The organism is Comamonas antarctica, from assembly GCF_013363755.1.
Classification (GTDB): Bacteria; Pseudomonadota; Gammaproteobacteria; order Burkholderiales; family Burkholderiaceae_C; genus Comamonas; species Comamonas antarctica.
In genome coordinates, this window is sequence record NZ_CP054840.1 from 657,449 (window position 1) to 670,784 (window position 13,336).

At 68.6% G+C, this 13,336-nt stretch carries 12 protein-coding genes; 6 read left to right on the forward strand and 6 right to left on the reverse strand.

Translation table 11 applies throughout. The annotated features are described in order from the left end of the window. Positions 1 to 61 precede the first annotated feature (61 nt). Entirely contained in the window at positions 62 to 520 is a 459-nt protein-coding gene (locus HUK68_RS03085) for a PA2169 family four-helix-bundle protein (protein WP_175502867.1), read from the forward strand. Between the two features lie 31 nt (positions 521 to 551). Here the strand turns inward: HUK68_RS03085 and HUK68_RS03090 are convergent, their stop codons facing one another. The 6 genes from HUK68_RS03090 to HUK68_RS03115 form a co-directional block, all read right to left on the reverse strand. After that, complete coding sequence (locus tag HUK68_RS03090) at positions 552 to 1,070, reverse strand: hypothetical protein (protein ID WP_175502868.1); 519 nt, start codon at positions 1,068 to 1,070, stop codon at positions 552 to 554. Between the two features lie 122 nt (positions 1,071 to 1,192). Next, the gene (locus HUK68_RS03095) at positions 1,193 to 2,233 is read right to left on the reverse strand and encodes a DNA topoisomerase IB (RefSeq protein WP_175502869.1); all 1,041 of its coding nucleotides are present in this window, start codon (positions 2,231 to 2,233) and stop codon (positions 1,193 to 1,195) included. A 100-nt stretch (positions 2,234 to 2,333) separates the two neighbouring features. Continuing rightward, positions 2,334 to 3,674 carry an amidase gene (locus tag HUK68_RS03100; RefSeq protein WP_175502870.1) on the reverse strand — a complete coding sequence of 447 codons (1,341 nt, stop codon included), beginning with the start codon at positions 3,672 to 3,674 and terminating at the stop codon, positions 2,334 to 2,336. After that, positions 3,671 to 5,164: an MFS transporter gene (locus HUK68_RS03105; RefSeq protein ID WP_175502871.1), complete on the reverse strand. Its 1,494-nt coding sequence runs from the start codon at positions 5,162 to 5,164 to the stop codon at positions 3,671 to 3,673. Before HUK68_RS03105 ends, HUK68_RS03100 begins: the two co-directional genes overlap by 4 nt. Beyond that, positions 5,161 to 6,522 carry an amidase gene (locus HUK68_RS03110; RefSeq protein ID WP_175502872.1) on the reverse strand — a complete coding sequence of 454 codons (1,362 nt, stop codon included), beginning with the start codon at positions 6,520 to 6,522 and terminating at the stop codon, positions 5,161 to 5,163. The genes HUK68_RS03105 and HUK68_RS03110 overlap by 4 nt, the downstream gene beginning before the upstream one ends. 163 nt (positions 6,523 to 6,685) lie before the next feature. Next, entirely contained in the window at positions 6,686 to 8,311 is a 1,626-nt protein-coding gene (locus HUK68_RS03115; protein ID WP_208458678.1) for an ABC transporter substrate-binding protein, read from the reverse strand. A gap of 305 nt (positions 8,312 to 8,616) precedes the next feature. Between HUK68_RS03115 and HUK68_RS03120 the strand changes: the two genes are divergently transcribed. Genes HUK68_RS03120 through HUK68_RS03140 form a run of 5 tightly spaced genes read left to right on the forward strand, consistent with a single transcriptional unit; the run spans position 8,617 to position 13,335 of the window. Next, a complete protein-coding gene (locus tag HUK68_RS03120; RefSeq protein WP_175502873.1) occupies positions 8,617 to 9,669 on the forward strand; it encodes an ABC transporter ATP-binding protein in 1,053 nt (350 codons plus the stop codon). A gap of 13 nt (positions 9,670 to 9,682) precedes the next feature. Continuing rightward, positions 9,683 to 10,660, forward strand: coding sequence for an ABC transporter ATP-binding protein (locus tag HUK68_RS03125; protein WP_175502874.1), 978 nt, complete (start codon positions 9,683 to 9,685; stop codon positions 10,658 to 10,660). Positions 10,661 to 10,682: 22 nt separating this feature from the next. After that, a complete protein-coding gene (locus HUK68_RS03130) occupies positions 10,683 to 11,636 on the forward strand; it encodes an ABC transporter permease (RefSeq protein ID WP_175502875.1) in 954 nt (317 codons plus the stop codon). Beyond that, positions 11,633 to 12,526: an ABC transporter permease gene (locus HUK68_RS03135; protein ID WP_175502876.1), complete on the forward strand. Its 894-nt coding sequence runs from the start codon at positions 11,633 to 11,635 to the stop codon at positions 12,524 to 12,526. The genes HUK68_RS03130 and HUK68_RS03135 overlap by 4 nt, the downstream gene beginning before the upstream one ends. A 32-nt stretch (positions 12,527 to 12,558) precedes the next feature. Continuing rightward, complete coding sequence (locus tag HUK68_RS03140; RefSeq protein ID WP_175502877.1) at positions 12,559 to 13,335, forward strand: GntR family transcriptional regulator; 777 nt, start codon at positions 12,559 to 12,561, stop codon at positions 13,333 to 13,335. The last annotated feature ends 1 nt before the right edge of the window (position 13,336 follow it).

The window sequence follows — 13,336 nt, forward strand, 5'->3', positions numbered from 1 at the left end:
GGATTCTCATCGGCGCATCGGCAGAGCGGGCAGTTTCAACCATTGAAAAGGAATACGCACCATGGACAACAAGCAAGTCATCGACACCCTCAACGACCTGATTGAAAACTGCAAGGACGGCGAATTCGGCTTCAATGCCAGCGCCGAACATGCGCGCACCGACAGCCTGAAGCAGACCTTCCTGGCACGCTCGCAGGACTGCCGCAAGGCCGCCGAGGAACTGCGCGGCCTGGTCGGCCAGTTGGGCGGCAAGAGCGCGGCCGATGGCGGCACGATTGCAGGTGCCGCGCACCGCGGCTGGGTCGCGGTCAAGGGCACGCTGGCGGGTTACAGCGACCTGAACATGCTCGAGGAAGCCGAGCGCGGCGAGGACAAGGCGCTCGAGCGCTACCGCGACGCGCTGAAGGAAGATCTGCCGGCCGACGTGCGCGTCGTGGTGCAGCGCCAGTACGAAGGCGCCAAGCGCAACCACGACGAGATCCGCACGCTGCGCAACGCAGCTCGCGCGCACGACGCGTAAGAACACGAGGCCGCGCAAGCGGCCTTGGAGTTCAACGCTTCAGGTCGCGGTCAGATGATTCAGCCGGGCGCATATGCGCCCGTTCCTTTTCCTGGCCCGACGGCGTCTGCGGATCGAGCCCGCTGTCCGGCGATTCCTTCACCTGCGGCATGTCGGCCGAGCGCGTGATCATCTCCTCGATGATGAACCGGCCGTAGAGCTGGGCGCGTTCCGCGCCTTCGGCATGCAGGGCGTCGGCGGCGCGGCGTGCGCGGTCGTCATCGTCCTCGCGCAGCACCAGCCAGTGAAAGCCGCGTTCGGCCAGTTCGCGGTAGGCCTTGACCAGGTTCAGTTCCTGCCCCACACCGGCCAGCGGACTGGCGCGCGCAATGTCGGCATCGCACTGCGCCACCATCTGCTCGGGGGTGTAGCGGTGGATGTCGGCACGCTCGTAGCCGAGCGCCGTCAGTGCCTCGTTGCCCTTGGCGGCGCTGGCCTCATCGGGGAATGAAACCACCATATGCCCGACGGGCTTGAATACGCCATAGGCGCGGTGATCGGAGGGATCCATTGCGTAGCTCCTCTGGTTGGTGAAGACGATAAGACCGTGCCGGCCGGGGATGCCTTGAGCCTAGCGCGGGCGCGCGCAAAGCGCCATAGGACGCAAAGCCATTCAGCGCAGCAGCGATGCCGTCATGCGGCCGCCAGCGCCGGCGCGGCCTTGCGGCGCACCACAGGCTTGCAGGTGTCTAGCAACTGCAGCAGCGCGCATTCGGTGGCGCTGAGCCCCACCTTCTTGCGCGTGGCGCGCGAGCCGCTTTCGGCCTCGCGGGCGCAATAGCTCAGCACTTCGGGGTGGATGTAGAACTTGCGGCACACCGCGCTGGTATTGCCCAGGCGCTGCGCGACCTGCTTGACGATGTCCGCAATCGCCGGCTCGCCCAGGCGCCCGGCCTCGGCATTGGCCGCGCGCGCCTGCAGCGCGAGTTCCATGGCGCAGACGCTCGCATGCCAGGTGCGGAAATCCTTGGCGGTGAAATCCTCGCCGGCCAGCGAGCGCAGGTAGTCGTTCACATGGTCCGAGCGCAGATGCTGCAACTCGTCCTGTTCGCCGAGGAACTGGAACAGCCGCTGGCCCGGCAGTTCCTGGCAGCGCTGCACGATGCGCGCCACGCGCCGGTCCGCCACCGCCACCTGCTGCATGACGCCGCTCTTGCCCTTGAAATGCAGCGTGAGCTGGGTGGCGCTGGCCTTGGCGTGGCGGTTCTTCAGCGTGGTCAGGCCGTAGGAGCCGTTCTGCTGCGAGTACTCGTCGTTGCCGATGCGCATGCCGGTGCGGTCGAGCAGCCGCACCACTGCCGCCGCCACCAGCTCCAGCCCGGGCCGGCGCTGCGCGAGATCGCGCTCCACCGCGCGGCGGATCGCCGGCAGGCGCCGGCCGAACTCCAGCATGCGCTCGAACTTGGCCTGCTTCTGCTGCTCCTGCCACAGCGCGTGGTAGCGGTACTGCTTGCGCCCGCGCGCGTCGCGGCCCGTGGCCTGCAGATGGCCCAGCGGATCGGGGCAGATCCAGACATCGGTATAGGCCGGCGGAATCGCCAGCTTGCGGATGCGTGCCAGCTGCTCCGGGTCGCGGATGCTGCTGCCGTCTTGCGCGACATAGGAAAAGCCCTTGCCGCGGCGCATGCGGCGCCAGCCTTCGGTCTGCTCGTCGACATAGATCAGCTTGGCCATCGTGCACGCGCCCTTGTTCGAATGTGGTTCGAGGACGATCTTGCGCAGCTTCGGGCCGCGGCGCCGTCAGCCGATGCCGCATTACAAAGAGGGCGCGGGCTCAGCCTTGCAGCGGCGGCTGCTGCCGGTGGAAGTCCGTGTCCTGCTGGAAGGCCACGCCGGCGCGCAGCAGCAGCGGCTCGTTCCACCATGCGGCTTCGAGTTGCAGGCCGATGGGCAGGCCTTCGGGCGTGAAACCGCAGGGCACCGACAGCCCGGGCAGCGAGGCCAGGGCGCCGGCGTAGGTGTTGCGCGTGACGGCCTTGGTGGCTTCCAGCAGGTTGGCGCCGTCCTCGATCAGCGGTGCAGCCAGCGGCGAGGTCGGCGACAGCAGCAGGTCGACCTGCGCGAACACGCCGCGCATGCCCAGCCGCAACTGGTTGCGAAAGGCCATGGCCTCGGCATACTGGATGCCGGTGACTTCGAAGCCGTGGCGCATGCGCTCCACCACCGAGGCGGTGATGGTCCCGGGCTGGTTCTTCAGCCGGTCGTGGAACACATGGCAGACATCGGAGAAAACCGCGCGCGACATGTGCATGTGCGCATGCTCGGCGCCGGGCACGTCGACATCCACCAGCTTCGCGCCCGCGCGCTCCAGGCGCCGCGCCGCCGCCATCACCGCCTCCGCCACCGCCGGCTCCAGCGACTCGAAGTAGTGGTTGCGGGGAAGGCCGATGGTCAGTCCGGCAACGCCGTCGCCCAGCGTGGGCAGGAAGTTCGCCAGCCGCGCATCGACCGAAGTCGCATCCTTGGCATCGAAGCCCGCCAGCACCGCGAACAGCCGCGCCACGTCGCGCACGTCGCGGGCCAGCGGGCCCACGGTGTCGTTGTGCTCGCTTACCGGCAGCACGCCGCGGATGGGAATGCGCCCATGCGTAGGCCGCAGGCCCGAGACGCCGTTGAAGCAGGCCGGCAGGCGCACGGAGCCGCCGGTGTCGGTACCTAGCGAGCCGGTGCACATGTTGGCGGCCACGCTCACCGCCGAGCCGCCGCTCGAGCCGCCGGGAATGCGCTGCTCGTTCCACGGGTTGCGGCACTGGCCGCCTACGGCGCTGAACGAGCGCGAGCCGAACGCGAGTTCGGCCATGTTGGCCGAACCGACGACCACCGCGCCGGCTTGGCGCAGGCGCTCGACCACGGGTGCATCGGCCGCGGGGATGTTGTCGGCGAGGAACGCTGCGCCGGCCGAGGTGCGCTGGCCGGCCACGTCGATGTTGGCCTTGACGGACACCGTCATGCCATGCAGCAGCCCCAGGCTCGCGCCGCGCGCGGCCGCGGCATCGGCCGCATGCGCGGCTGCGAGCGCCTGGTCGTCGTAGATATCGATCAGCGCGCGCAGCCGCGGGTTGTGTTCATGCGCCGCCGCAAGGCAGGCTTCGGTATGTTCAACGCAGGAAGTCATGGAGCAAGGTCCTTTCGATGGGAACGGGGATCGGGGAAGGGGCGGGGGGCCTGGAGCAATTGGCGCGCGCGCAGCGACAGGCCCACGCCCAGCAGGCTGCAGGCGGCCAGCACCGCGAGCGCAGTGCGGCAGCCGCCGACGAAGGCGGCGATATCGGCCGGACTGGAGCCCGACAGCTGGCCCGCATAGGCGGCGCGCTGCGCGGCCGGCGACAGCGGCGCAAAGGCAATGCTCAGCGCCAGCGCGGTGCCGACCACCAGGCCGGTGTTCTGCATGGTCGAGCGGATCGCATTCGCGATGCCGCGGCGCTGGGGCGCGACGCTGACCATGATGGCGCTGTTGTTCGAGGTCAGGAACAGGCCCGTGCCCAGGCCGATCAGCGACAGCCCGCAGGCCAGTTCCAGTCCAGAGATGCCGGGCCGCAGCAGGCTGGCCAGCAGCACCAGGCCGGCGCTGGTCAGCACCATGCCGGCCGTGGGCAGCGTGAGCGTGGCATAGCGCCCTATGAAGCGGCCCGACAGCGCCGAGGCCAGCATCATGCCGACCGGCACCGGCGCCACGCTGAGGCCGGCGGCAAACGCATCCGCGCCCTGCACGGCCTGCACGAAAAACGCCATCAGAAGCACGCTGGCGGTCTGTGCCATGCACAACAGGAACACGCTGGCGTACGAGGTCGCGCGCTCGCGGTCGGCAAACAGCCGCAGGTCGACCAGGGGATGGCGGCGCACCGTCTGCGACCACACGAAGCCCAGCAGGCCCAGCCCGCAGGCCGCGCTGCCGGCCAGCACCTGCGCGCTGCCCCAACCCTTGGGTCCGCCCATCGACAATGCATAGACCAGACCGCCCAGGCCCAGCATCGACAGCAGCGCGCCGAGCAGATCGAAGGATTCGGGACTGGGGTGCACCACGTCCCGCAGCGTACGGTGGGCCCAGAGCACGGCAATGATGCCCAGCGGCAGATTCAGCAGGAAGATGCTGCGCCAGCCCAGCGTCGCCACCACCATGCCGCCGACGATGGGCCCCAGGCTTTGCGCCGCCGACGACAGCGTGGAGTTGAAGCCCAGCCCCAGGCCCAGCAGCCGCGGCGGAAACGCATCGGTGACCAGCGCCGTGGTGTTGGCGATCACCGCCGCCGCGCCCACTGCCTGCAGGCAGCGGAACAGCAGCATGGCGGGCGTGCTGGCAGCCAGGCCACAGCCCACGCTGGCCAGGGTCAGCACCACCAGCCCGGCCAGGTACAGCCGGCGCCGGCCAAACAGATCGGCGAGCCGGCCGAACACCAGGATCAGCACCGTGAGCACCAGCATGTACGACAGCAGGATCCAGCTCGCGGCCTCGGGGCCCGCGCCCAGGTCGTGGGCCAGCAGCGGCAGCGCCACGTGCAGCGTGCTGGCGTTGATGAAGCACAGGCCCACGCCCAGCGCGGTGACCGACAGCACGCGCCAGCCGTGGCGCGCCTGCGCGGCATCGCTGGCAACGTCATGGCTCATGGGCGAGCGGCGCGCTGAAGGGCCTCGGCCACCATCGGCGCCACGGCCAGATGGTGCGCAGTCCCGCCCTGGTAGTGCGCGCCCAGCGCCAGCACCAGCGCCTCCTGCCACCAGGGCGCGATCAGCTGGATGCCCGCGGGCAGGCCGTTGGCGGCCAGGCCGCAGGGCACGGACAGCGCAGGCGTGCCGGCCAGCGACCAGGCATAGGTGAAGCGCGAGATGCCGCGCGTGGTCTCGATCATGCGTGCGGTGTCGGCGCACAGCGGCGCGGTGACCGGGCAGCTGGGTGTGAGAATCACATCGACCTTGTCGAAGGTGTCGCGCAGCGTCACCAGCCAGCGCTCCTTGAAGCGCATCGCGTCGGCGTACTCGCGGCTGCTGAGCACGCGGCCCTGGGTCAGGCGTTCGAGCACATCGGGGCCGAAAGTGCCGGGCGCATCGCTCAGGCGCTGCGCATGCACGGCCGCGGCGTCGGATTGCACCATGGGCATCAGGTGCGATTGCGCCAGCTCGGCACCGGGCAACTCGATGGGCACGATCTGCACGCCCAGGCCGCGCAGGTCGTCGAGCGCGGCGCGCACCAGGCGTTCGACTTCGGGGTCGAGATTGCCCAGCGCCCAGGCCTCGGGCACGCCCACGCGCAGGCCTTCGACGCCTTGCGCGTAGCGCTGGGCCCAACTGGTCACGGGCTGGTCGACGCTGCAGTCGTCGCCGCGGTCCGGGCCGGAAATGACTTCATGCACGCGCGCTACGTCGGCCACGCTGCGCGCCAGCGGGCCGATGGTGTCGTAGGCCGCGCTGACCGGAAAGCAGCCGCTGTTGGGCACGCGGCCATGCGTGGGGCGCAGCCCGGCCACGCCATTGAGCGCGGCGGGGATGCGGATCGAGCCGCCGGTGTCGGTGCCCAGCGAGGCATCGCACAGGTGCGCCGCCACCGACGAGCCCGAGCCGCCGCTCGATCCGCCCGGAATCGCATCGGCATTCCACGGGTTGCGCCCCAGGCCATGGTGCGGGTTCTGCGTGGTGCCGCCAAACGCGAACTCATGCAGGTTGGCCTTGCCGATGATCACCGCGCCGGCCCTGCGCAGGCGCTGCACCACGGGCGCATCGCTGGTGGGCACATGGTCGCGGAAGAACGCCGAGCCCATGGTCGTGCTCAGGCCCGCGGTGTCGATGTTGTCCTTGATGCTCACGGTCATGCCGGCCAGCGGCAGCGTGGCGCCCGCGGCCTGGCGCTGTTCGATGGCGCGCGCTTGGGCAAGCGCCTGCGGGTTGGTGGAAATCATGGCCTTGAGCGCGGGGTTCAGGGCCTCGGTCAGCGCCAGCTGCTGTGCGGTGTGTTCGACGATAGTGGTCATGGTGCGGTCAGAGAAGTGGGTTAAGGCCTCTGCCAGTCAGCATCCGCTACCGTTCGTCCTGAGCTTGTCGAAGGATGAACGGCAATGGCTGACCGGCACGGGCGTGTCCGTCCCCGGCGCCCGCGAAGGCGCCAAGGACAGTTGCAACGAAAGGGCGGGCGGCTCAGCCGATGCTGATCGGCGTCAGGTCCTGGAACCACGACTGCGCCTGGACGAAGCCCTTGACCTTGGGGCTGATGGCGCGCGGGTTCAGGTCATGCGCGGCAAACAGGAACAGCGCGCGGTCGACGACCTGGGCGTGCACCTGGGCCATCAGCGCGTCTTGTTTGGCGGTATTGGTTTCCTGCTGGATCTGCAGGAACACCTTGTCGAGTTCAGGGTCGCTGAAGCGGCTCCAGTTGACGCCGGCCGGCGCGGCCATATTGGTCTGCAGGATGCGCGCGAAGGCGCGGAACGGGTCGAACGGCCCCTGCGAGATGTTCAGCGCCATGCAGCCGCGCGCCACCTGCGCGCCCGCGCCGGCCTTCCAGACCTCGATCAGCGCCTGCCACTCGAACACCTCGAACTGCACCTCGATGCCGACTTCGCGCAGGCTCTGCTGGATGAACTCGTTCATCGGCAGCGGCTGCATCTGGCCCGAGCCGCTGTTGGAGATCGCGACCTTGGTGCGCAGCGGCTTTTGCGGGCTGTAGCCGGCCTCGGCCAGCAGCTTGCGCGCGGCGTCGGGGTCGTGCGTCAGCTTGAACTGCGGCTTGCCATGCCAGGGGTGGCCGGCGGGAATCAGGCCCTGGCCTTCGATCATCAGCCCGCCCAGCAGCGACTTCATGGCGGTGCGGTCGATGGCGAGATTCGCGGCCTTGCGCACGCGGATGTCGAGCCAGGGCGAGCCCGGAATCTGCGCCAGCTGCCAAGTCCAGTTGTGCGGGTAGATATTGGTGACGATCTTGAAGCCCGCGCTGCGCAGCGAGGCCACGGCATCGGGCGCGGGTGCCTCGATGAAGTCGACCTGGCCCGAGCGCAAGGCGGCGACGCGCGCGTTGGCGTCGGGGATCGGCAGCAGGATCAGCTTGGCGGCCTTGGGAATGCGTTCCGCGCTCCAGTATTTGTCGTTGCGCACCAGCACCGCGCGCTCGCGCTGGTTGTAGCTTTCCATCTTCCACGGGCCGGTGCCCACGGCCTTGCCAGCATAGGCATTCCAGTCCTTGCCCGCGGCTTCCCACGCGCCCTTGTGGACTATGCCCAGCCAGGTCAGCGCATAGGGCAGGGTGCCGTCGATGGTCGCGGTCTCGACCCAGAACTGGTGCTTGCCGTCGCTGCCCCAGGCCACCACGCCCGGGATCTGCGGCAGCGCCTGGCCATAGGCGCGCAGGTCGAACCAGGGCGCGTCGCGCTTGAAGGCGCGGTCGAAGCTGAACACGATGTCGTCGGCCACGAGCTCATGGCCGTCGTGGAAGCGCACGCCTTCGCGCAGCGTGAAGTTCCAGCGTTTGGGCCGCGTGGCATCGGGCTTCCAGGCCGTGGCCAGGCAGGGCGTGAGTTGCGCGGGCTTGTCGCTGCGCGACAGGTCCCAGGCCACGAGCTGGTCATAGAGCGTGATGTTCATGAAGCGCGCGCCTTCGCCGCCCTGGTCGGGCACGCCGTTGGCGCTGGGCACGGCGCCCACGGTCATGCCCACGCGCAGCACGCCCGAGGCGGTCTGGGCCTGCGCGACCTGCAGGCCAAGGAAGGCAGGCGCGAGTGAGGCGGCACCGGCAAGAAGCATTTCACGGCGTTGGATCTGAAGGGACATGGAGCGGGTCTTTCCTGGCGGACGTTGGAGGGATGGATAAAGATGTCCATGCAACTTCCGGGCCACCTTTACCTGTCTCTCGCAAAGCTGTCTGGACAAATATGGCCATGCATTGCTGCAGTGCACGCAAGGCGCTGGAGGCACCAGTTGTGTGCGGTTTGTCCTGTTTTTGAACGTGCAGCAGTTTGTCCGGCATGGATCAATGGCTATAACTAGTACGTACAACATTTTGCGAAAGCTGGCCCGCCAATTGCTTAGGTCTACGGACATGAGTTCTTTCGTCCCCCTCTACCGGAGCACCGCGCATGCCTGATTCCACCCCGCGTTCACTGGAGCGCATGCCCGACGTCGGAGGCCCGGCCCAGCCGCTGCTGACCGTGCGCAACATGAGCAAGCATTTCCCGCTGAAAAAGGATCTGCTGGGCCGCCAGACCGGCTACGTGCGCGCCGTCGATTCGCTGAGCTTCGAGCTGCGCAAGGGCGAGACGCTGGGCATCGTCGGCGAGTCGGGCTGCGGCAAGTCCACGACCTCGCGGCTGATCATGGCGCTGATGGAGCCCACGGCCGGCGAGATCATCTTCGACGGTCTCACGGTGGGTTCGGTGGCGCTGCCGCTCAAGGACTTCCGGCGCCAGGTGCAGATCGTGTTCCAGGACAGCTTTGCCTCGCTGAACCCGCGCCTGACCATCGAGGACTCGATTGCCTTCGCGCCCCAGGTGCACGGCCTGCGCCGGCGCGAGTCGCTGGAGCGCGCGCACGAGATGCTGCATGCGGTGGGCCTGAACCCGCTGCAGTTCGGCAAGCGCTTTGCGCACCAGCTCTCGGGCGGCCAGCGCCAGCGCGTGAACATTGCGCGCGCGCTGGCGCTGCAGCCGCGGCTGGTGATCCTGGACGAACCGGTGTCGGCGCTCGACAAGTCGGTCGAGGCCCAGGTGCTGAACCTGCTGATGGATCTGAAGGAGAAGTTCGGCCTGACCTATCTGTTCATCAGCCATGACCTCAACGTCGTGCAGTACGTGTCGGACCGCGTGCTGGTGATGTACCTGGGCCGGCTGGCCGAGATCGGCGATGTCGACTCGATCTACGCCAGCCCCATCCACCCCTACACCACGGCGCTGCTGGCCAGCCGGCCCTCGCATGACCCGGACCGTTCGCGCACCCATGCGCCGCTGGTCGGCGATCCGCCCAATCCCATCAATCCCCCGTCGGGCTGCGGCTTCCGCACGCGCTGCCCCTATGCCGAGGCGCTGTGCGCCGAGGCCCCGCCGCCGCTGTCGCAGCGCCATGCCAACCACGCCGCCGCCTGCCTCAAGGCGCTGGCCGGCAGCGGCCACAGCCTGGCGCCCGCCGCGGCCTGAAAGGAGAACCGCCATGAAAGAACCCCTGGTCCATGTACGCGACCTGAATGTGCGCTTCGTGTCGCGCGATGCCACGGTGCACGCCGTCAACGGCATCGGCTTCGACCTGGCCGCGCGCGAAACCCTCTGCATTCTGGGCGAGTCGGGCTCGGGCAAATCCGTGACGCTGCGCGCGCTGATGCGCCTCAACCCCGGCTCCCGCACCCAGGTGCAGGGCACGGTGAAAGTCGCGGGCCACGACATCGTCGCCGCCAGCGAGCGCGAGATGAGCGCGCTGCGCGGCGGCACGGTGTCGATGATCTTCCAGGAGCCGATGACGGCGCTCGATCCCGTGTTCACCATCGGCACGCAGATCGCCGAGACCGTGCGCCGGCATGAGGGCCTCGATGCCGTGGCCGCGCGCAAGCGCGCGCTGGAGCTGCTGGAGCTGGTGCAGATTCCTTCGGCCGCGCGCCGCCTCGATGCCTATCCGCACGAGCTGTCGGGCGGCCTGCGCCAGCGCGCGATGATTGCCATCGCGCTGTCGTGCCGCCCGAAGCTGCTGCTCGCCGACGAGCCGACGACGGCGCTCGATGCCACGGTGCAGATCCAGGTGCTGCTGCTGCTCAAGGAACTGCAGCGCGAACTGGGCATGGGCATGGTCTTCGTGACCCACGACCTGGGCGTGGCCTGCGAGGTCGCCAACCGCATTGCGGTGATGTATGCGGGCCGCTTCATCGAGGAGGGCACGACCGGCGAGATCATGCGCTCGGCCCGCCATCCCTATACCCAGGGCCTGCTGGGCGCCACGGTGCATGCCGGCATGCGCGGCCAGCGCCTCACCACCATTCCCGGCAGCCCGCCGAATCTCGAACGCCTGCCCCAGGGCTGCGCGTTCGCGCCGCGCTGCAGCTACACGCGCAGCGAATGCACGGCCGCCGTGCCGGCGCTGCACTCCCTCGACGCCGGGCGCAGCGCGCGCTGCATACGCGCCCAGCCCCTCGCCGCGTGAGCCACGTACAAGGAATCCCACCATGCTTTTCTACATCCTGCGGCGCGTGCTCTATGCGCTGCCCATCGCGCTGGCCGTGAGCCTGATCTGCTTCCTGCTGGTGCATATCGCGCCCGGCGATCCGGTGAACGCCATCGTCTCGCCCGACGCGCCGGCCGAAGTCGTGGCCCAGGTGCGCGCCGAGTACGGGCTCGACAAGCCGCTGCCCGCGCAGTTCTTCCTCTGGCTGGGCCGGGTGCTGCAGGGCGACCTTGGCACCTCGCTGTCCTCGGGCCGGCCCGTGGTCGCCGAGCTGGCGGTGGCGGTGAAGAACACGCTGATGCTGTCGCTGGTCGCGGCGCTGATCGGCTTTGCCGCCGGCACGCTGCTGGGCATCGTGGCCGCCATCCGCCGCGGCCGCTGGCCCGACAAGATCGCCTCGGCGCTGGCCGCGGGCGGCGTGTCGCTGCCGCATTACTGGCTGGGAATGGTGCTGGTGGTGATCTTCAGCGTCACGCTGAACTGGCTGCCGGCGCTTGGCGCTGGCGCGGGCGGCTCCGAAGCCTGGGTGTGGGACTGGGAGCATGTGCAGTTCCTGGTGCTGCCGGCCATCACGCTGAGCGTGATTCCCATGGGCATCGTCACGCGCACCGTGCGCGGCGTGGTCATCGAGATCCTGAACCAGGACTTCACCACCACGCTGCATGGCAAGGGCCTGCAGCCGCTGCGCATCGCGCTGCATGTGCTGAAGAACGCCGCGCCCGCGGTGCTGGCGGTGATGGGCCTGCAGCTGGGCTATCTGATGGGCGGCTCCATCCTGGTGGAAACGGTGTTCTCCTGGCCCGGCACGGGGCAACTGCTCAACGGCGCCATCTTCCAGCGCGACATCCCGGTGCTGCAGGGCACGATCCTGGTGCTGGCGCTGATTTTCGTGTTGCTCAACCTCACGGTGGACCTGCTGCAGACCACCCTCGACCCAAGGATCAAGCGCTCATGACTTCCATCACTTCCCACACGCTGCCTCCGGCAGCACTCCCCGCCGAACGCAGCGACAGCTACTGGCAGGGCGTGGCGCGGCGCGTTGGGCGCGATCCAGTGACGCTGGTCTGCGCCGCCATCCTGCTGCTGATGCTGCTGGCGATACTCGCCGCGCCCTGGCTCGCGCCGTACGACCCGCTGCAGGGCAGCCTGCTGCGGCGCCTGCAACCCATAGGCAGCCCGGGTCACCTGCTGGGCACCGACGAGCTGGGCCGCGACATGCTCAGCCGCCTGCTCTACGGCGGCCGGCTGTCGTGGTTCCTGGGCATCGTGCCGGTGCTGATCGCGGTGGTAATAGGCGCCGCGCTGGGCATCCTGGCCGGCTATGCGGGCGGCAGCACCAACATGCTGATCATGCGCACCACCGACGTGTTCTATGCGTTCCCCTCGGTGCTTCTGGCCGTGGCCATCAGCGGCGCACTGGGCCCGGGCATCACCAACGCCATGCTGTCGCTGAGCCTGGTGTTCATCCCGCAGGTGATACGCATTGCCGAGAGCACCACGACTTCGGTGCGCAACCTCGACTACATCGAGTCGGCGCGTGCCAGCGGCGCCTCGGTGCTGACCATCGTGCGCGTGCACCTGCTGCCCAACGTGCTGGGCCCGATCTTCGTCTACTCGACCAGCCTGATCAGCGTGGCCATGATCCTGGCCTCGGGCCTGTCCTTCCTCGGACTGGGCACGCGCCCGCCCGATGCCGAATGGGGCCTGATGCTCAACACCCTGCGCACGGCTATCTACAATCAGCCGCTGCTCACCATGCTGCCGGGCATCTGCATCTTCGTCACCAGCGCGTGCTTCAATATGCTCAGCGACGGTTTGCGGTCTGCCATGGATGTAAAAAATTGAGTGCCGTTTGTTGACGTAGCCAGGAGTTTCGATTGAAGGAGACCGCCCCATCTGCCGCCACGCCGGCCAAGACCGGCAGCGCCAAGGAGCCGCTGTACCGCCAGGTGGTCGCGGCGCTGCGCAGCGAGATCCTGCAGGGCCTGCACCCCGTCGGCCAGAACCTGCCCACCGAGGGCGAACTGGCCGAGCGCTTCCAGCTGAGCCGCCACACCATCCGTGAGGCGCTGCGCGAGCTGCGCCTCAACGGCGTGGTGGCCTCGCGCCGCGGCTCGGGTACGGTGGTGCTGAGCTCGACCACCGCGCAGTCGTATCTGCACGAAACCGGCTCGCTCGACGACCTGCTGCAGTACGCCGCCAGCCGGCTCGAGATCCGGCACACCAGGATTGCCGATGTCGCCGCGGCGCTCGTGCCCTGCCTCAACGGCGCCAGCCCGGCCCAGTGGCTGCGCCTCGAAGGCGTGCGCTTCGAGGAAGGCAATGCCCAGCCGTTCTGCTGGACCCAGGTCTATCTGCACCCCGACCACGCCGGCGTCGCGCGCCTGATTGGCAAGCGCAGCACGCCGGTCTACGAACTCATCGAGGAAACCTACGGCGTGCGCATCGGCGAAGCCGAGCAGACCATCCGCATGTGCGAAGCCACCGACGAGGTGGCGGCGCTACTGGGCCTGGCGAAAAAGGCCACCGTGGTCGAGCTGCTGCGCGTCTATCGCCTGACCGACGGCAAGGTCGTCGAGATTTCGCGCAATCTCTATGCATCGACGCATTTCAGCCTGACATTCAAGCTGCGGCGCGCGGAAGTGGGGCGTTAGC